Annotated in this window: 17 protein-coding genes and 1 riboswitch; all 17 genes read right to left on the bottom strand. The window is 45.4% G+C overall.

What is annotated here, in order from left to right; translation table 11 throughout:
* Positions 1-2 precede the first annotated feature (2 nt).
* Positions 3-82: riboswitch (cyclic di-GMP riboswitch) on the bottom strand.
* A gap of 136 nt (positions 83-218) precedes the next feature.
* Positions 219-1,592 (bottom strand): sugar phosphate nucleotidyltransferase, encoded by a 1,374-nt coding sequence (locus MHI27_RS04910; protein ID WP_036676586.1) that lies wholly within the window; start codon positions 1,590-1,592, stop codon positions 219-221.
* A gap of 684 nt (positions 1,593-2,276) precedes the next feature.
* Positions 2,277-3,617 carry a UDP-glucose dehydrogenase family protein gene (locus MHI27_RS04905; protein WP_405175733.1) on the bottom strand — a complete coding sequence of 447 codons (1,341 nt, stop codon included), beginning with the start codon at positions 3,615-3,617 and terminating at the stop codon, positions 2,277-2,279.
* Between the two features lie 4 nt (positions 3,618-3,621).
* A complete protein-coding gene (locus MHI27_RS04900) occupies positions 3,622-4,722 on the bottom strand; it encodes a glycosyltransferase (protein WP_036676592.1) in 1,101 nt (366 codons plus the stop codon).
* A gap of 61 nt (positions 4,723-4,783) precedes the next feature.
* Positions 4,784-5,923 carry a glycosyltransferase family 4 protein gene (locus MHI27_RS04895; protein WP_405175732.1) on the bottom strand — a complete coding sequence of 380 codons (1,140 nt, stop codon included), beginning with the start codon at positions 5,921-5,923 and terminating at the stop codon, positions 4,784-4,786.
* On the bottom strand, positions 5,923-7,110 hold the full coding sequence (locus MHI27_RS04890) for a glycosyltransferase family 4 protein (protein WP_405175731.1): 1,188 nt from the start codon (positions 7,108-7,110) through the stop codon (positions 5,923-5,925). Before MHI27_RS04890 ends, MHI27_RS04895 begins: the two co-directional genes overlap by 1 nt.
* A complete protein-coding gene (locus MHI27_RS04885) occupies positions 7,097-7,954 on the bottom strand; it encodes a glycosyltransferase family 2 protein (RefSeq protein WP_405175730.1) in 858 nt (285 codons plus the stop codon). The genes MHI27_RS04890 and MHI27_RS04885 overlap by 14 nt, the downstream gene beginning before the upstream one ends.
* Before the next feature lie 26 nt (positions 7,955-7,980).
* The gene (locus MHI27_RS04880; RefSeq protein WP_339268995.1) at positions 7,981-9,366 is read right to left on the bottom strand and encodes an oligosaccharide flippase family protein; all 1,386 of its coding nucleotides are present in this window, start codon (positions 9,364-9,366) and stop codon (positions 7,981-7,983) included.
* Positions 9,332-10,810: an O-antigen ligase family protein gene (locus MHI27_RS04875; protein ID WP_405175729.1), complete on the bottom strand. Its 1,479-nt coding sequence runs from the start codon at positions 10,808-10,810 to the stop codon at positions 9,332-9,334. The genes MHI27_RS04880 and MHI27_RS04875 overlap by 35 nt, the downstream gene beginning before the upstream one ends.
* Positions 10,807-11,580, bottom strand: coding sequence for a WecB/TagA/CpsF family glycosyltransferase (locus MHI27_RS04870; RefSeq protein ID WP_036676606.1), 774 nt, complete (start codon positions 11,578-11,580; stop codon positions 10,807-10,809). Before MHI27_RS04870 ends, MHI27_RS04875 begins: the two co-directional genes overlap by 4 nt.
* Entirely contained in the window at positions 11,577-12,923 is a 1,347-nt protein-coding gene (locus MHI27_RS04865) for an O-antigen ligase family protein (protein WP_405175728.1), read from the bottom strand. The genes MHI27_RS04870 and MHI27_RS04865 overlap by 4 nt, the downstream gene beginning before the upstream one ends.
* Before the next feature lie 9 nt (positions 12,924-12,932).
* Entirely contained in the window at positions 12,933-13,868 is a 936-nt protein-coding gene (locus MHI27_RS04860) for a glycosyltransferase (RefSeq protein ID WP_405175727.1), read from the bottom strand.
* 25 nt (positions 13,869-13,893) lie between these two features.
* Complete coding sequence (locus tag MHI27_RS04855) at positions 13,894-14,586, bottom strand: sugar transferase (protein ID WP_042124430.1); 693 nt, start codon at positions 14,584-14,586, stop codon at positions 13,894-13,896.
* A 30-nt stretch (positions 14,587-14,616) separates the two neighbouring features.
* Positions 14,617-15,507 carry a UTP--glucose-1-phosphate uridylyltransferase GalU gene (gene galU, locus MHI27_RS04850; RefSeq protein WP_042185171.1) on the bottom strand — a complete coding sequence of 297 codons (891 nt, stop codon included), beginning with the start codon at positions 15,505-15,507 and terminating at the stop codon, positions 14,617-14,619.
* 149 nt (positions 15,508-15,656) lie between these two features.
* Entirely contained in the window at positions 15,657-16,298 is a 642-nt protein-coding gene (locus MHI27_RS04845; RefSeq protein ID WP_042185169.1) for a CpsD/CapB family tyrosine-protein kinase, read from the bottom strand.
* Positions 16,282-17,022, bottom strand: a complete 741-nt coding sequence (locus MHI27_RS04840) for a Wzz/FepE/Etk N-terminal domain-containing protein (RefSeq protein WP_339245129.1) — start codon at positions 17,020-17,022, stop codon at positions 16,282-16,284. Before MHI27_RS04840 ends, MHI27_RS04845 begins: the two co-directional genes overlap by 17 nt.
* A 265-nt stretch (positions 17,023-17,287) precedes the next feature.
* The gene (locus tag MHI27_RS04835) at positions 17,288-17,923 is read right to left on the bottom strand and encodes a response regulator transcription factor (RefSeq protein ID WP_042185164.1); all 636 of its coding nucleotides are present in this window, start codon (positions 17,921-17,923) and stop codon (positions 17,288-17,290) included.
* Between the two features lie 25 nt (positions 17,924-17,948).
* Positions 17,949-19,595, bottom strand: a complete 1,647-nt coding sequence (locus MHI27_RS04830; RefSeq protein ID WP_405175726.1) for a sensor histidine kinase — start codon at positions 19,593-19,595, stop codon at positions 17,949-17,951.
* Positions 19,596-19,640: the final 45 nt, after the last annotated feature.

Below are 19,640 nucleotides of genomic sequence, written 5' to 3'. Positions count from 1 at the left end.
CTTTCGGTAGCCAGGCTGCCACTCTTTCGAAGGCCCTATAGCTTTGCGTCCCTACCTTTCGATAGGTTTGCCTTTTCAATTTAAGAGAAATAATCTCTCTTACCGTAAGTATCGACGACAATTAATGATATATTTAGTGTTTTTATGACTTTTTTTGATAATTGAGTCAATTTACCTGTTTCAAGAAATTTTGGATTGGTTAAATAGATAGGTTAGACCTATGAAATGAATTGTTGTAGTTCTATATCATTCCAGTCTAAAGTAATACGAATGTTATCTTCTTCTACTAATTCAGAACCCGTCTGTACCTCTATAAACTCGACATCCGTCAAAGCAAGGATCGCGTGCTTCGTTCCTTCCGGTATACGTACCACGTCCCCAGCCTTCACATTATGTTTTTTCTCATTCAGCACAATACTTGCTTCGCCGCTGACGATTGTCCAAATTTCACTACGCTTGCGATGTAATTGATAGCTGATATTATTCCCCTCGGATATAAAAATCCGTTTGGTCAGCACTTCATTGCCTTCATCATATTTCACATAATCAATAACTTTGTAATGGCCCCAGCGGCGTTCCTCGTACATCGGTCTTTGTTCAAAGGTCTTCAGCACTTCTTTAATCCGTGGGCTCTCAGCTTTATGGGTAACTAGAATCCCATCCGGGCTAGCCGCAATGATCAGATCCTTCGCACCAATTACCGTAATCGGAATATCCAGCTCATTAATCAAGCAAGTCCCCTCAGAATCCGCCGTTACAAAACCTTTTCCTACATGCTTGCTGCTCATTTCCTCTGTCAGCGTATTCCACGTTCCAAGGTCCTTCCAGAATCCATCATACGGCTGCACCACAATATGTTCTTCTTTCTCCACCACTTCATAATCAAAGCTGATGGAAGACAATAGCTTATACTGCTTCTGCAATTCTTCATATCCTAAAGGCAACCCTTTACGCTGCAAAATATCTAACAAGTACCCTAAGCGGAAGGCAAACACTCCGCAATTCCACAATGCATTTTGCTCGATGAGCTGTTCTGCTTGTATGCGGTCTGGTTTCTCTTGAAAGTGACTCACCTTCATAAAACCATTCCCCCCCGCCTCTTCTGTGGTAGGAATAATATATCCGTATTTCTCTGAGGCATGTTCAGGAACAACACCCATTAGTGCCAGATTTGCTCCACTTTCCAGCATGGTCCCCTCAAGCATAGCTATGGTATCGAAAAAGGATGCTTCTACATAAGGGTCAACAGGCAATATTGCTACCGTCTCCGCTGGAGAAACACCTGCCACTGAATAAAGATAGGTAGCTGTTAAGGCGATAGCCGGAAAAGTATCCCGACGCTCCGGTTCAACAATAATCGGCACATGACTTCCCAGTTGGCTTTGTATCATTTCTACTTGGCCGCGGCCGGTAGCCAGATAAGATGATTCTGCCATCCCCGCTTCCTCCAGCTGTCTCCAGACACGTTGTACCATGGATTCTGGTTCACCTTGAGGGCTTTCAAGTACCTTTAGAAATTGCTTTGAACGTGAGTCGTTGGACAACGGCCATAACCGTTTACCTGAACCGCCTGATAGAAGTACCATTTTCATAGAATGAACCCTCCTTAATATATGGAAATGAGCATAATTGAATTGTTATCAAAACGTATAGCTTCCGCTTAGCCTTAGTTCGAGCGGATGCATTTTTAAAAAAATTTATTAGGTATGAACCACTCCAAGGGATTTTGGACTTCCGATCGCTGTTATCCTCAGATTTCCTGATTTGAACCGCCGCCAGCGGTAGAAATCCGAGGATAAAGGCGAACACTCCGTTTCTACAGTTCCAAATTCCCTTTCCGTTCTTTACCTAACCAACTTCCTCTAAATGCTTGAACCGTACTGCACCGGGCTGTACCAGCCGGAAGGCAGCACGTTTTTCTAAAGATTTGCTTCTGCTCCTATGGAGGCAGCAGCCAACGCAAGTACTACTACAACAACAAGGTTATCTGCTACTGCGATAAACAATCAGAGTACTCTAACTTTATAAATTGCTTAAAACTTATGATAAGGGAACGGAGTGACGGAGGGGAATTTTGGAACTGTAGGAGCGATAGCGTCCGCCTAAAAGCTTTCCGTAGGAAAGCTCACTTCGTAAGCATAAGCTTTTCCGGATTTCATCCGCTATTAAGCGATATAAATCAAGAAATCTGGAAACAAGAGCGGCTGGAAGTCCAAACATTCACCGCAGTTGCGACTGACACTTAACACAAAAATCTCAAGTTCAATATATATAGATTAAACCGCTCCAGCCACACTAGCAGAATAACCGCTCAATCCACCCATCTGCGGACGGCCGACAGAATGATAAACGAGGCCGGTACCCTCGATTTGCTCCTTGGAATACACGTTGCGTCCATCGATCAATACCCCATTACGCATGCTTTTCGCCAGCTGATGCAGATCAATCTCCTTAAGTAGGCTCCAATCCGTCAGGAGGCATACGGCGTCGCTGCCCTCAGCCGCTTCCTCAGGCAGATTGCACCAGCGAAGCTGCGGATGATCATATTGCTGCCTGAAATTTGTAGCTGCAATTGGATCATATAGTTTGACTGTTGCCCCTTCAGCCACCAGTGCCTCAACAATCTCTCTGGCTGGAGCTTCGCGGACATCATCAGTATTAGGCTTAAAGGCAAGCCCCCATATCCCAATCGTCGCACCGCGCAGGCTGCCAAGTGATTCATGCAGCTTGGAGATGATCATAAACCGTTGTCCCTTGTTCACTTCGACTACAGATTTCAATAATTTGAATTCGTAATCGACGTTGCCCGCAATTTGAATGAGCGCATTAGTGTCTTTCGGGAAACAGGAGCCTCCATAACCGATGCCAGCCTGCAGGAAGGATGACCCGATTCTTTGGTCCATACCCATTCCTTGTGCTACCTCGGTTACATCAGCTCCCACTTTTTCACATATATTGGCGATCTCGTTAATAAAGGAAATCTTCGTGGCCAAAAATGCATTTGAAGCATATTTGATCATTTCAGCACTGCGTATATCTGTTACAAATACATTTTCAGTGAAACCCTTATGAAGCTCGCGCATGGTTGGTTCCAGCTCTGGATTATCAAGACCAATGACAATTCTGTCGGGATGGAGGGTATCGCGAATCGCTGACCCTTCACGTAAAAACTCGGGAGCAGACACGATATCAAAAGAATGATGGGTAAACTTAGAGAGCATTTTGGAGATTTTCTCATTTGTCCCTACGGGAACTGTAGATTTAGTCATTATAATTTTGTGCCCGTCCATCGCTTTAGCGATTTCAGCAGCTGCACCCTCAATGTAGGTTAAGTCAGCTTCACCATTAGGCAGCGATGGCGTACCTACAGCAAGAATGATAATATCTGAATGCCGCACCGAATTCTGAAGATCTGCAGAAAAAGATAACCGTTCCTCACGAAGATTCAGTTCAATCAGTTCCTCGATTCCCGGCTCATAGATGGGCGATTCCATCTGTTTCAGCTTCTTAATCTTTTCCTCGTCCTTATCCACACAGATGACATGATGTCCGCCCAGTGCAAAGCACACGCCAGATACAAGACCCACATACCCAGTACCGATTACTGTCAGCTTCATACAATCATCCTCCTTTTAGAAAATTGACGTAGGCCTGCTCAACATACTGCTTGAACTTAACCATAAACGCCTGCTCATCGAATTTACGTGCATGCTCCATAATTTGATCGATATCCCAAGCGTAGGACTCTACTTCATAAATAGCCTTAAGCAGATCCTCCACTTCTTGATGCTGAAAGAACACACCATTTACATAAGGAATAATAGTATCTAGTGCCCCACCTGCTTGATAAGCAATTACCGGTCTTCCTGCAGCGTTCGCTTCCAGCGGTGTAATTCCAAAGTCCTCTTCTCCTGGAAAAATGAACGCTCTACACTGTGCCATCATTCCAGTCACTTGCTCATCTTCAAGCCGGCCCAGAAACGATACATTATCCTTAGCCATGCCTTCGAGACGCTTGCGATCTGGTCCATCCCCTACGATATAAAGCTTAAGTCCGTTACGGTTAAAAGCCTCTACTGCCAGATCAATCCGCTTGTAGGAAACAAGCCGGGAGACAATTAAATAATAGTCACCAATGGTTGAAGAGCTTGTAAACCGAGCTGTATTAATCGGTGGAAATATGACATCTGCATCCCGGTGATAATAATTCTGAATCCTCGTCTTCACTACTGATGAATTGGCTACGAACTGATTCACATTTTTGGAAGTTCGCTGGTCCCACGTTTTGAGCTGCTGCATGTATACCTTAAGCATTTTCTTGAACAACCCGGAATTCGACTGACGTTCCATGTAGGTGTCATAATCCCATGCGAAGCGCATAGGCGTATGGCAGTAACAAAGATGAAACGTATGTTTAGGAACTTGAATACTTTTCATAAAAGCACTGCTGGAACTCAGGACGATATCGAAACCGCGAAAGTCCAAATCACGGATGGCCATTGGATAAAGTGGCAGCACCCCTTTAAAATTGGTCTTTACCCCCGGAATCTTTTGCAGCCAGGAGGCACGGATATCCGCATCTTTGAGATTGTCAGTAAGGCGGCTTCCATTAAAAACCGTTGTGTAGATTGGAGCCTCGGGATACATGTGATGAAAGACTTCCACCACTCTTTCCGCGCCGCCCATTTGGATTAAGTAATCATGCGCTATCGCAATTTTCATGTGAATCATCCTCAAAGTTTTATGGAGCATCATCTTCAGAATTACCGCGTCATATCATCTGTCAGGTGCTCGCCAACAAACCTTTATAGTAGTCAACGATGTCCTTGACCGTATTCTCGATAACAAAATGCTCTTTCACTCGTTTCATCCCATTGTCCGCCATCCGCCGTCTTTCCTCTGGGTGATCCAGCATCCATTTAATGGAGTCTGCCAGTATCGCCGCGTCACCAGGCTCTATCAGTAGTCCTGTCTCACCTTGAACTACAATTTCTACCGGCCCGCCTTCATTGGAGGCGATCACCGGTAATCCCGCTGCCATTCCTTCAACGATAACTTGGCCAAAAGGCTCAGGAGTTACCGAAGTGTGAATCAGTAAATCAGCAGTATTCATAAGGCCTTGAATATCATCCACATGCCCTAGCATGCTTACATTAGTAAGCTCGTCGTTTGTTATCTTTTGAAGCAATTCCTGCTTATAAGCCTCTTCTCCAAACAGAGCGTCTCCGGCCAGCCAGAACTTCACACGAGGTTCGTTCTTAAAGCTTTTTGCGGCTTCCAGCACAATATGCTGACCCTTCCAATGCGCCAATCGACCAACTAGCAATACGTTGAAATCCTTCTGGTCCCGCATACCGATCCCATTACCAATCGCTTTAGCGAATGCGGAGTATACGACCAGCGTTTTTTTCGATCGCGGCAGCTCCAAAGCATTCAGTGTAGAATGTGAATTCGCGATGACTCCATTGGGGAGCAGGCGTGACAGCAAACGAATGCCTTTGGCAACGATAGGCTTTAAATAAGGGGCCCCAATATGATCCCGGATGTGCCAGATCAATGGAACGCCCGCTATTTTTGCAGCGATGGCTCCGTATAATGCAGATTTTAGGGAGTTGGTGTGCACGCAATCTACCTTCTCCGCTTTTAAGAGCGGCACAAGCTTGCGGCCATAAGCCAACAGCTTGAAGGCTGCAGCAGGTGCTCCCAAGTTGACTGCATTTCTCCCACGACTTCTGATGCTCTCATCCAGTGGAATAATACGGACATCCATCCCTTTTTCACGTAGCCGTTCAGCCAGCGCACCATCCTCAGCCAGAATTACCAGTGGATCGATCTGTTCTCCAATATGGGTAAGGATGTTAAACAGGGCAACTTCTCCACCACTCCATTTAGCAGTGTGATCTATATAGGCCACTCTAAGCATTACGTGGTCACCTCCTCTCCTAAAGCTTGCAGGAACACGGATTCTACTTGATCCGTAACATGCTCCCAGGTATATCTCTCCAGTACATGCTCTCTACATTCATCCCGGCTCGGAAGCAGCTTTCGATTGCTAAGCATATGGATCATACCTTCAGCCATGTGGTCACTACTTGAACTCTTAAATAGTAATTCCGGCCGGAAGCCTTGCAATATTTCCTTATTGCCGCCAATCGGTGTAGCCATCACTGGCAATCCTGTAGATAAAGCTTCAACGGTAATCAAACCAAAGCCCTCCAATGCCTGTGAGGGAACCACGAACATATCCGCTGCCTGATAATAAGAGGCTAGTTCATGATCGGGAATGTAGCCTAGCAGTCTTACCTTATTGCTTAAGCCATAGTCGGCGATCTTTTCTTCCAGTTCTCCCCGCAACGGCCCTTTACCACCAATCAGCAGAATTGCATTCGGGAAACGCTCCGCAACTTGCTTCCAGGCTTCAAGCAGCTGTAGTAGTCCCATCCGATTGACCAACCGCCGAACAGTCAGCACGGTTGTTGCTCCCTCAGGTAAATTTAAGCTTCGTCGAATCGCCAATCGATTCGTAGCGGGAATAAAACGTTCCACATTAGCTGCACCTGGAATCACAATAATTTTGTGTAGTGGCACTCCGTGCAGCTTATGGAGAATATCGCGGAACGTCTCACTAAGCACGATGAACTTATCCGCAAGCTTATAGGCTCTATGTTCAATGGATTTGGCGATGGTTGTTTTGACCCGGTGCTTAATGCCTTGGCCTTCGATTTTCATTTCTTCATTCCATGGGCCATGAAAAGTCATCACTACAGGAATCCCGCGTTTCTTTGCTTCCAAGGCTGGACCAATACCATAAGGAGCAAAGTGAGTGTATAAAATATCTATACGGCCACTGCCCTCTCCCATCAGATCGGCCGCCTTACGTTGGAAAGCATCCTTACGTTTCCAGATCCCATCTTTTGGATCTCCGGCATTGTGAATAATCAATTCCTCAGGGGTAGCTGGCGTTTCTTGACTGCAAATCAGCGCATGCACCCTATTACGTGAGGAGAGTTGCTCGCAAACGGATTTGAAATACGTGTTAAGCCCACCCGGCTGTAGCGACGGCCAGCTAAGGCCAGTCGTCATAATGTTCAATCCGTCACTGTACGGCATAGCTTCTCTCTCCTTTATTCTCCTTCTCGGTCTGACTCGTCTTCGCATTGTGCTGAGTCAGCTTTCCCGATCTAACTAATTCGTAATGCTTGAAGCCGACCATGAATTCATACATGACCCAGAATACGGATACACCGAAACCTGACATTCCCTTCTTGAACAAACCGTGTAAGAAATACTTTTGCAGGAAACGGGCTGGCGGTCTTAACAGCAGATGACTGACCCGAAATCGTTTGCCCTTGGCATACGCACTTTCAGCTTCCAAGTCAGTATACTTATTGAAACGTGCCACATGATCGTTAATACTGCGGTAACCATAATGCCAGAGAGTTCCTGTCAAACGTATAGTTCGTTCTTCAGAAACCTCGGGCATCTCGTGCACCAAGCTGTTTCGAATTCCATACGCTTTGCGGTTGTAAAGGCGCACTAGATATTCGCCACGATCCAGCCATCTGCCCATAAAATCACCGATCCGGTAGATAGAATAGGCAACCGATTGATCCTTAAGCCCCGGTTTCAGTTCAAGAATACTTGCGGCCAACTCGTCGCTGACCACTTCGTCAGTATCAATAAGGAAGACCCAATCATGAACCGCGCGTTCTACTCCGAACTCCCTCTGTTTCGCATATCCGGGCCATGGGTTGACGTATACACGACAATTCAAGCTTTCGGAAAGCTGAACTGTCCCGTCTTTGCTGCCTCCGTCAATCACAATCACCTCGTCGGCGAATAACCTGCAGGATTGTATGGCCTTAGATATTCGAACTTCGTCATCCTGAGCGATGATGACAGCCGATATTGGATAATTGCCTTGGCCGCCTACCACGCTTTTTACTGAATCCATGAAGGTTTCCTCCTTTGTCTTTCGCATTATCCATTCATATCCATCGGTTTCTTGCGAATGTAAGAATTCATCGTCGTCTTCATCCACTGGATGTCCTCCCGGGTAATGAGCAGCCGGGGTAGTTTAACTTTTAAGGTGTACTTTATATTGAGAACAATGAAGAAGAATCGCAGGATTGCTGATGACAGCATCGCTATCCCTGCTCCGAGTAAGCCAAACTTAGGGATGAGCAGGAACAACATTGGGATAACCAAGAGTAAGCCAAAACCTTGAAGCATCGAAACAATTTTCGGCTTGCCTAGCGCCATAAAGGCCTGCGCCAGAATGATCGTCCCCCCGCTAATAGTCACTTCAAGGAGCAATAAGCGAAACACGGTTAATGCCGCATTGAAGTCTTTGCCATACATCAACGGAATTACTAAAGGGGCTAAGAGCATCAGGACTACTCCGCCAAGCATGGTGAAAGTCGTACTTATGCGAAAGGCTTTGAATGTTAACTCAACTGCCTGTTCTTTGGACAGCTCAGAGGCCTTGGGAAACAGTACGATAGTAATCGAGCTTGAGAAAAAATTAACCATTCGCGATAGACTCACAGCCACTACATACAGCCCCAGATCAGCAGGTCTTAACAAACCGGCAATTACGATCTGATCGATATAATAAGAGAAATTGCCAAGCAAGTCATTGCCGTAGGAACCAAGCCCGTAAGTAAACAATCTTTTTAAATTCTGATAGGCCCCTCTCATCTTCACCTTATAGGTACGAAGCAAGGAAATCGTCATTCCGATAAACAGCGGCGCTCCAGGAAGAAGATAGGCAACTGCAGTTGTAAATGGATTCATCCGATCCAGCGCGATCAATATCCCGATCATCGTCAGTGTAAGCAACGGCACTAGATAGCGAATCCAATTAAACCTCTTGTATTCACCTCTGAATTGAAAAGCTGCATTGTTAATTTGAGAGATCACTATAATCGGACACAGAATCATTGACCACTGGGCAAAGGTCACAACCTCCGGACTGAAGGATTTCAGCCAATAGGGTAAGACCACTATGCCTATAATCATCGCTATGACCCCAAAAATGATGCCGAGCAGCAATGCCATACGATAAAGCACTCCGGCATCCTCCGGGTTTTTCTTAGCGTTATAAATCAGAGCTGATGGAATCCCAAAGCTCATGCTAAAGGCCAGAAACTGTGACCAGTTAATCATTGCCGTTTGTTCCCCACGTCCTGTCGGTCCAAGATAACGGGCGGTCAGTACACCCGTTAACATGTTAATCAGTAGGATCATGACACTGACAAACATTGTCTTCACGGCTGCCGAGCTGTTGTCCTTACTCTTCGCGAACAATCTAAAAGATGACCAGATTGTTCTAGCGGGGAGAGATTTTGCATTCAATTGCTGCATACGGTGTTCCCTTCCTTCTACTTTGTGTAATCTCCCTTGCGCTGAGGCCAAGACCGATCAGCATCCAGATTAAGTATCCCTTGAGTCCGGGAAACCCATTATCTGATACCAAACTGACTATCGCACCGGTCCAAGTAGCAAGAGCAAGTCGGGCGTAGGGCTGCAATTGGTCCCTGCTGATTACTCTAGCGAATATCTGTTTGACAACTGCGCCTAAAGCTCCGAAGAAGAAAACAGCACCCAGAATACCAAAGGTAAGCAGTAAGGCGATAACTCCGTTATCCATAATTCCGTACTCTCCAAGCTCGCCGTCATTACCAAGCTTAGTCCCTTGGCCTACACTACCGATTCCCTTACCTACTGGATTGGCGGCGACCATCGGCAGCATGTTTTGCCATAAGCTAAGCCGTTCATTATAAGAGTGATCTTCCTGAACAGAAGAAAGTGTCTCTACCCGAGCAACCAGTCCTTCGGCGCCAGGCAATTTCGGTACAACCCAGAACAACGCAGCAGCCACAAAAACTAATTGGATCAAGGTTTTCCACTTTCCCTTAGAAGGAGAGGTTCCAATGTACATGAGCAGCATCACCAGAAGAATCAGCCATGCCGCGCGTACTAAAGTAGTCAGCAGGCAGATTACAACCAGCAGCACGCCGATCCAGCGCAATGTTCCCCGCCATTTTTTCTCCAGTATCATCGGAACTAAAGCAAACGCTAAGAAGGTTGCAGCCGGTCCCGGCGAATTCAGCGTAGAGAACACTCGAATTTCCAATGGATATGGATTTCCGATGGACATCATATCCGCATATTTCATCCAGAACACATCCCAAGGTGGCACCGTCAAATACTGAACAATCCCGTAAATGGCAACTAGGACTGCAATATTGGCAAAAGCGGTAAGCAATCGATCGATATCCTTCGGCTTGAACTTCGTAACGGCAAAGTACGGTAATAACAGCAGTGGCACAATATAATTCGCTAAGTCATAAACTGAGCCCATGCCATTCTTAGCCAAACCGATTAAAGCACCATAACCCAGCGCAACTGCGAACATTAACATGATCCGCGTGGAGGCTTTTTGAATATTATGAATCTCCTTCAGCAGCGGAATAATCAAGGTTACACCGGTTAACAAGGGAGCTAAGCTCAGCAAGGATACAGAGTGATACACTCCTTCTGACCAGTCAGCAATGCGGCGCAGCTCTGGAGCTACGGCCCAGATTAGCAAGGTATAAGCAACCAGCATTTTCGGTCTAAGTATGGCTAGCAAGAAAGCCGGGAATAGGATGGCTGAGAGAATGGCTCCCTGCAGACTGTTCGATGAACTCAGCATCGCACTGGAGAAGCCGATGATCAGCGGAAGAGAGACACCTGCAGCTGCAGTCCCCCCTATTAATCCAACTGTCTTGATGAACCTAAGTGATGGGGGCGTAAATACACTCATTCCAAGCCTCCTTCCTTCACCTTATCCCGCTTACGCAGTTCCTTAAGTAATAAAAGTAGAAATTGTGCATCATCCACAAGATATCTTTTCCAGAGCCGGCCCGGCTCCTGGCTTAGCCGCCAGAACCATTCGAACCCTGTTTTTTGCATAAAGCTAGGCGCTCGTTTCACTGAGCCTGACAGAAAATCAAAGGTCGCTCCCACTCCGATCGATATCGGAGCTTGATAAGAGGTATAGTGGCGGTAAATCCACTTTTCCTGCTTAGGTGCTCCTACACCAACAAACACGATATCTGGCTGGCACTCTGTCAGCATTTCTATAATGCGTTCATTCTCCTCCTCATTGTGCTCGAATCCATAGGATGGAGAATAACAGCCAACCACATTTATTCCGGGATGCGCTGTTTTTAGATTCATTGCTGCCCGTTCCGCCACGCCTTCAGCTGAGCCTAAGAAGAACAGCCGGTACTTCCTTTGCTCAAAGGCGTTGCCCAATCGATTAAATAGATCCGCGCCGGATACCTTCTGCTTAAGCGGCTTGCCTAGCATTTTGGATGCCCAGATCAGTGGCATTCCGTCAGCAACAACTGCGCCTGCCTTCGAATATACCGTTTGAAATTCTTTATCCTTACGAAGCTTGATCACATGATCTACATTGCAAGTGAGGATATAAGACTGATTCCTCTCCTGAATGGTTTTATCAATGTAATCAAGCAAATCCATGAAATCATAGTTATCAAAATTGACATCGAACATGTTCACTTGACTCATCGTATCACTTCTTTTTGTGGGGAATCGGTTGGCTGTGAAGATCGATACAGGCAGTTCAGGTACCAACAGAACGGAATAATAAATTGGACCGTCGACAGCGTGTTATCGGAGAATGAGTAGATTAAAAACGCTGCAATAAATAACAAATAATAAGGTTTGATCGGTGAAGCCAATGCTCTGCACACCAGAATAAACACAGCCAATAAAGAGAACATCAACAGAATAGCGCCAATATATCCCCCATCGAAGTAAAAGCGGATATACTCGTTGTGCGGAACCACAAAACCTTTGTACAATGTTCCATCATTTGCTACCGTAACTGCACCAAGCCCTCTACCAGACCAAGGAGAGTCCGCAGCCTTGTTTAAGAAATACTCCCATGCCTCTGACCTTCCTGATAAATCAACAGCCGTATCTGTCTGTCTCTCAAAGGAACGTTTCTCAAAATTATCGAGCTGCCAGAAAACGGCGACCATAATCAGGAAAAATGCACCCAACAACGGAATTAGCAGATAGGTTCTGCCCTTCAAATATTGACGAAGAATATCATAGAAGTAATAGAGAACGGTAAGTCCAAGTGCCAATATAGGCCCTCTTGTTCCTGTTCCAATCAAGATAAAGAAATTTAGAACTAACATGATATAGAAAAAGCGTGCTTGCTGCGGATTCCGCTTCACCTCTATAAATGGAATCGCTACTCCCATAAAGGCCAGCATCGCTAGATGCGCAGGAATATTAGCCCCCTGAATCCGTACAGCGCCTGTATACTCGATGTTGAGAAAATTATGAACATGCGCAAGCTGCAGCAACAAACCAACCACTACACTAACAAGGGGAAGCATACAGATAATTTTGATTTGCAGCTCGGCTACATTCTTTTTCCAGTTGATTAATAAAAATACGAATGGAATCGATAGACCGATAAAAGCTTTAACTGCAATGGATGAGGTCATTTCCGGCAGCCAGATCGAAGATCCAAAGGTAATCACCAGCAGCGCCACCATTGCCCACAAGGGGTGACTCAGACGAAACCGCAAACCATTGACCAGAATACAAGGAACAAGCAGCATCACGATAACCAATTTATAAAGGGACAGTATCTCCATTCCGAACATGCTGCCATCATATAAAAAGTTAATCGATATTGCCGTCGTGATTAGAACGAAATAACTGATCAGTTCAGGCCGTGAAATCGAGATTCCCAGCAAAATAATCAGAAGCACGGCAGCTATCGCAATCATCGGCTGGTAGATGACCGCCGTTCCAAAGAACAGGGCCGACATGAGATAGAGCATCCCGTATGGCAAAACATTTAATTTGGAGCCCCACTCAAAATTTGTCATGTTAATCCCTCACCCCGCTGCGGAATGCCTCTCCCGATTGAGAATCATATGAAGCGTTCCACGAATACTCTCCAGCCTGCATTTGTTCAAAAGCCTTCTTCCTTTACTTCTTGAGAGGATAGAATCAGCCAGGATATACACGAGCTTAGCGGCTGTCTTTCCCACTAGAATTAGCTTGCCTTTTAACCCTTCGCTTTTCATAGCGTTAGAAATACCTTGGCTATAATAGCGCCTCATAATCCAGTCTTCCGTCAAACGGGCCGCCGGAACGAAATGGTCAACTGCCATTTCCGGATGATAGAGGATGGAATGCCCTTCTTTTTGAATCTGTCCGAATAACCAGGTCTCTTCACCGGAGAGTAGAGAATCACCCTTTCTTCCGAGATCCAGGGGAAAAAGACTGATGTCGAATACGAGCTTCCGCATCGCCATATTGGCCCCACAAGGATGAAGTTGCTTGGGATATTCCTTAATCCGGCTACCTAAATCAACAATCGTGTACGGAAGCTCAAAGGGTTTAATCAACCAGTCCGGACGTTTACTTTCAAATATCGGAGCGATTTTGCCTCCCATAGCCATGACCTCCGGTTTACTCTCGAAAGTACTGACAATCGTTGTTATCCATCGCTGGCAAGGTATCGCATCATCATCGAGAAAGGCAATCAGCGGCGATTTGGAAGCCAGAATTCCTGTATTTCTAGCCGCTGAAAGCCCCTGCATCGGCTCCATCATGTAGCGGATATCCACATCAGCTCCATGCTTTCCTATAAACTTTTTGACGCAAGCTTCAGTATCATCCCTGGAACAGTTATCCACAACAATGATCTCCGCCTGCTCTAAGTGATCTAGCTTTAAAAGTGACTGAAGCGTCTTGATCAATAAAGGTGCTCTGTTGTAGGTACAGATGATAATGGAAAGCTTAGGAACGTCTCCGTATTCACGCATCGGCATTCACCTAATTTCCACATTATTAATAAGCATCTTTTGAACCGAGTAACATCAGTCCGGTTTTAGCAATGATTTTTAGATCCAGCATGGTGCTCCGAATATGGATGTAGGTTAAGTCCAGCTGTACCATTTCGTCGAAGCCGACACTATTTCGGGCATTTACTTGCCAATATCCGGTACAGCCTGGTGTAACCGTCAAACGCTGTTTGTCATATTCCGTATACTGAGCCACCTCTTCAGGCAGCGGAGGACGAGGACCGACCAGACTCATTTGACCTATCAGCACATTCCACAGCTGAGGTAGCTCATCGATGCTCGTCTTGCGCAGGAATCTCCCTATCTGTGTGATCCGCGGATCGTTCTTAATCTTGAACATGGCACCGCTCACTTCGTTATAGGCCATCAGGTTTTCTTTTAACTCCTCAGCGTTACTAACCATGGATCTGAACTTATACATCGGGAATTGCTTTTCATTCTTCCCAACCCGGTTTTGCCGAAAGAACACCTTTCCTTTCGGATCCTCCAGCTTGATCAGAATCGCCACGACAACAAATAATGGCATTAACACGAGAAGACCAAGAGCGGAAAAAAAGATATCGATCATCCGTTTCATTATCAAATAGGACTCCGCTTCTTTCCTTCTCTCATCGGTATGCAGCATGTAAAGTTTCGGCAGGACCGCCTCGTAGTCTTCCGGCAGTTTTTGCATGCTCATCCTCCTCATCTAAAATTTTGCGAACTCAACTTAACTACTCAAGCTGGTTTGTCCCATTTTATTCAGCCATTCCGCCATTGCATCCATCACCGGATAGCGCAAATCTTCGCTCTGCAGTGCAAATTCAAGTGTTGTCAAAATATATCCAAGTCGCTCGCCGACATCATATCTTGTTCCGTCAAAATTATAGGCATATACCCGTTCGCTCTGATTCAGCTTTTGAATGGCATCTGTCAACTGGATCTCTCCACCAGCGCCTTCTTCCATCAAATCGAGATACTTAAAGATCTTCGGAGTAAACACATACCGGCCCATGATTGCCAGATTGGAAGGCGCAGTACCTAGTGGCGGCTTCTCTACAAAATTGTTAACCCGATACAATTTACCGTCCTGTAAATCCGGTTCAATAATACCGTAGCGATTCGTGAATTCATCAGGAATCTCTTGAACTCCGATAACCGAGTTTTGTGTTTCTTCATATTGATCGATCAGCTGCTTTAGGCAAGGTACTGCTCCTGTGACGATATCATCGCCTAACATGACACCAAATGGCTCATCACCGATAAACCGTCTTGCACACCATACGGCATGCCCCAGACCCTTCGGTTCTTTCTGGCGGATATAGTGAATTTCTACCTTGGCTGAACGCTGAACCTCTTTAAGCAGATCCAGCTTTCCATCTTCCAGAAGCCTAGACTCCAGCTCAAACGCATTGTCAAAATGATCCTCAATGGCTCTTTTACCTTTACCGGTAACAATGATGATATCTTCAATACCGGAAGCAATAGCCTCCTCAACAATGTATTGAATGGTCGGTTTATTGATAATCGGAAGCATTTCTTTAGGCATGGCTTTCGTTGCAGGAAGAAAGCGCGTACCTAGTCCTGCCGCGGGTATGATTACTTTTTTTACCTTTTTCATCGCACTTTACCTCCTAAAAGTTTTGTGAGCATTAGCTTCAATGATTTGACTTCGTACAAAACTCACTTCGAAAGCCTAAACTTAAGTTTTGTGAGCATTAGCTTCAATGATTTGACTTCGAGCAAAACTTACTTCGAAAGCATAAACATTTACTTCGCCTGGTTCATGGCAATTCCGATTAGATTAGAGCCGGTCTGTTCAAGCAGCGTCTTCGCTTTGCGAATCGATTCCCGTTTAGACTTTCCGTATCTGGCCACCAGGATCACACCATCCGCTTGAGGCGCCAATATCCGAGCATCACTGAAGTCGACTGCCGAAGGAGAATCCAGCAGGATCAGATCGTAGTTTTCTTTTAGTTCCTCGAGCAAAGCGGTCATTTTAGGGTTACCTAGCAAATCCGGCGGACTAACATGCGTTTTACCCGCCGGGATGACCGAAAGATTGGCCAAATTTCCGAGGACAGCGATGTTATCCGCCTCCTCTTGCCCACTTAAATAAGCCGCAAGCCCGTCACTACCCTCTACTTCAAACACTGTATGAAGACCGGGATGTCGCAGATTGCAGTCCACCACCGCTACCTTCTTGCCATCCTGGACGAAAGACACCGCTAGATTTGACAAAATCGTCGTCTTGCCTGCTCCAGCTTCTGCTGACGTAAAGAGTAGCACTTTTCCTCCGCTACCCTGCGCTATTCCAAGCTGGCGTATATATGTGCGTAGCGATCGGAACGATTCCGAGATATGCGAGGATGGATTAACGTCCGTAACCAGACTCTTATTTAGCCGCAACATAAGCACCCTCCTTCACTCTTGTGTTGCCGCCTGCTGCCTTACCCAAATCGCGTTTACGAATGGTTGCGATCGAAGCAATTACCGGAAGACCAAGGTCATATTCCGCTTCCTTTTCAGACCTTAATGTGCCGTTAAGAGTTTCCATCAGCAAAATAATTCCTAGGGCAGCCATAAGCGATACAACAAAGCTGATGATGAGATTCATCGCAAACCCGCCGTTCGAGGGCCCTGGAACATCAGTCGGATCGGCCGGTGTCAGCAAGGTAACATTGTCTACCCTCATCAGCGATGGCAATTCACGAATGAATGTCTGCGATACCGCATTTACGATCCCGGCAGCTTTGGTGTAGCTTTCATCCTGAACATTGAGGTTGATCACCTGGCTCTTCTCTGAAGTTTTAATCTCAAGCTTCTGACTTAGTTCATCAGCCGTCAGACCAAACTCCGGGTGATTTTCTATTACGCTTTTCATGATGGTCGGTGATTTCATAATTTCCTTGTAACTCTCAATTAAATTCAGGCTAAAGCTCAAATCATTAAGATTGTTGCTCTCGGGAGCCTTGGCAATATTGTTGACAAGCAGCTGTCCGGAAGCGGAATAGACGGGTTCAACGAAGTTTTTACTAACGTAGTAAGTCGTAGCACAGGAGATCAAAACGAACACCATGATGAGCCAAAACCTTTTTTTAATCAGGTTAATGTAATCCAGAATCGTCTTTTCCACAGTAACCCTCCTTCCGCTAAAATTACATTCTGAAAGCATTCATGAAAGTTTCAGTTGTTGCTTTAATTCTATCAATCCACACCATTCGCCACATGGCTCATATCATCACTTTCCTCTTCACTTTGGAGTAAGACGTTGTACTCCTTAAGAGGGGGGTGAGGTATACTTTAGCGCCATATTTAGGGCTAATTTAAGTTTTGACGCACAAAAAAACACGGACATCGAGTCCGTGTTTATGTACAATGCTTATAAATTAGTTCAACTTTCACTCATAAGACATTTCATATTTGGTCAATCCGACAGCATTTGCGTAAAGCGCTGCCTGTGTACGATCTGCCACCTGTAATTTCGCTAAAATCTGACTGACATGCTTTTTCACTGTAAATTCACTAATAAAAAGACGTGAGGCAATTTCTCTGTTGCAAGCGCCCTGTCCTAGTTCGATTAAGACTTCCTTCTCTTTCGGGGTCAATTCATCTGTCGGACTGCTTTCACTCATTCGCATCTTATCTTCCATCAGACCAGGATCATAATACTTTCTTCCTTTATGGACCAACTGGATAGCAAATAGTAACTCTTCTGGCAATGCCTCTTTCAGTACATATCCGTCTACCAGCACTTCCTCAGCTTTCAGAAAATCCTCTCTGCTTGCAGATGATGTCAGCAGAATAAACTTACTAACGATTCCACGAGCACGCGCTTTCTTGATGACATCAAGTCCTGATTCATCCGCTAGCTTAAGATCAATGAGTACAAGGTCAGGCTGCGTCTCCTCAATCACAAGAAGCGCTTCTTGGCCGTTCGTCGCCTCTCCAGCAAACTTCACATTCGGTTGCATCGAAATAACGGATGCCAGCCCTCTTCTAACTAGAGGATGATCATCTACAATGACGATTTTCATTAGAAACGACCTCCCGCCCTAAAGTTTATGCATTCTTTAATTCAGCTACACCCACAGGAATGGAAATCAAGATTCTCGTTCCCATATTTTCATTACTGGACAGCTGGAAGTCGCCACCTAGCGACTGCGTCAAATATTGCATATTCTTCATGCCAAGCCCACTCGCACTATCTTCGGATTCAATCCATAACAAATCAGTATCAAAACCAACACCATTATCACAAATCAATAATCGAATCCAAGTCGGCTTCAGAGACAGTTCTACATCCACTCGACTGGCAGCACCATGCCTGATGGCATTACCAGTGGCTTCGGAGATAATCCGAAAAAGCGCCTTGTGGTAAGGATAAGGGAGACTGAAATCATCTCCCGTTATTTTTAATTCAATATCAACATCATTTAATCTAGATAAGCTCTTTAAATGTGATCTTACCATACCGAGCCATGTAGGCCCGCCACTCTTCTTGGAGCTAAGACTGTAGATCGTGATCCGCAGTTCTTTAGCAACCTTTGTAGCAGAGTCATGAATAAGCTCAATTTGTTCTTCTAGCTCATGATCTGACATCCTCTTCCACGATTCCTTCAGCGAATGCGTCGCATACACAATACCAAAAAGGCTTTGGGATACACTGTCGTGCATTTCATCCGCAATCCGGTTCTGTTCGTTCGTGATGATCAACCGGTTCTCAATCACACCAAGCTCATGCCTTTCAAGAATATTCGCACTTAGCTCAGATAAGAATATCAATTGTTGAATATACCATCTGCGGCCTTCCAGCCCCTCTGTAGACTCCAGCTTGAGTCCAATCATCCCTACAAATCGGGTGCTCATCCGTACAGGCATCAGCAGGAAATCTCCTAATCCCGGAAGATTTCTAAAAATAGGCTCTCGCTGCAATCTCCATTCATGTTCATGTTTGCCCAGTTCTGAGAATAAGAACTGTTCCTCTTCCTGCTGCCAGCCGGTCTGCCTGCTCTGCGGTGCTGGTTCTCCGCTTTTCTTGGCGAACCAAAACAAAGCCTTATCCAGCTTCGTTAGCTTAACAACATAATCGGTGATCACTTGACCGATATTCATGAAATCATGTTGGCTTGAGGTTTCCACGATATGGTACAGCGATTTGATATGCTCCATCGTCTCTTTCGTGCGAGCATTCGATTCTTCACGTTGCCGCTTCATCCGATTAACGATCTGCATTATTATAACCGTAAGTACCAGTGTTAGAAACAGATTCCCATTTACAAATACAATTTTCAAAAAAGTTTTGTTCGCAGAATTGATAAAAAAATAACAGAGCACCGCAAAAATACTGATGTAACTTAAAAGCAGCGACCATCCAAAATAAATGGACAATGAGCCTGCAGCAATCAATACAGGGTTTAGCACATAGAGCCTAAAGGAACTCTCGTACCCACCGGTAAACAAGGTCAATGCAATAATTCCCACCATCTCTATACTAACAGCCAGGACGAGGGTCTTTGGCCTGCTTCGTAACCTCCGATAAAAAAATAAGAACGTTTGTGCAAACAGAAAGAGTATGGCTATAACAAGGGATTTATAAATTACGGAAGGTCCCGTTTTATCTAGAAGATACATGAGCGATGTGAGGGACAAAGAGAAGTACCTGTAATACTCAATCAGTTTGTCTTCTGCAGTTGGTTTGATTTTCATCCCACCACCCTATTCTCCAGTTTTTTGGAAAATGCGAGATTGTAC

Source organism: Paenibacillus sp. FSL H8-0261 (genome assembly GCF_045040645.1).
In the GTDB taxonomy this organism is placed as follows: Bacteria; Bacillota; Bacilli; order Paenibacillales; family Paenibacillaceae; genus Paenibacillus_AQ.
Note: the sequence above shows the minus strand (reverse complement) of the source record. Positions and strands in the feature narration are given on the sequence as shown.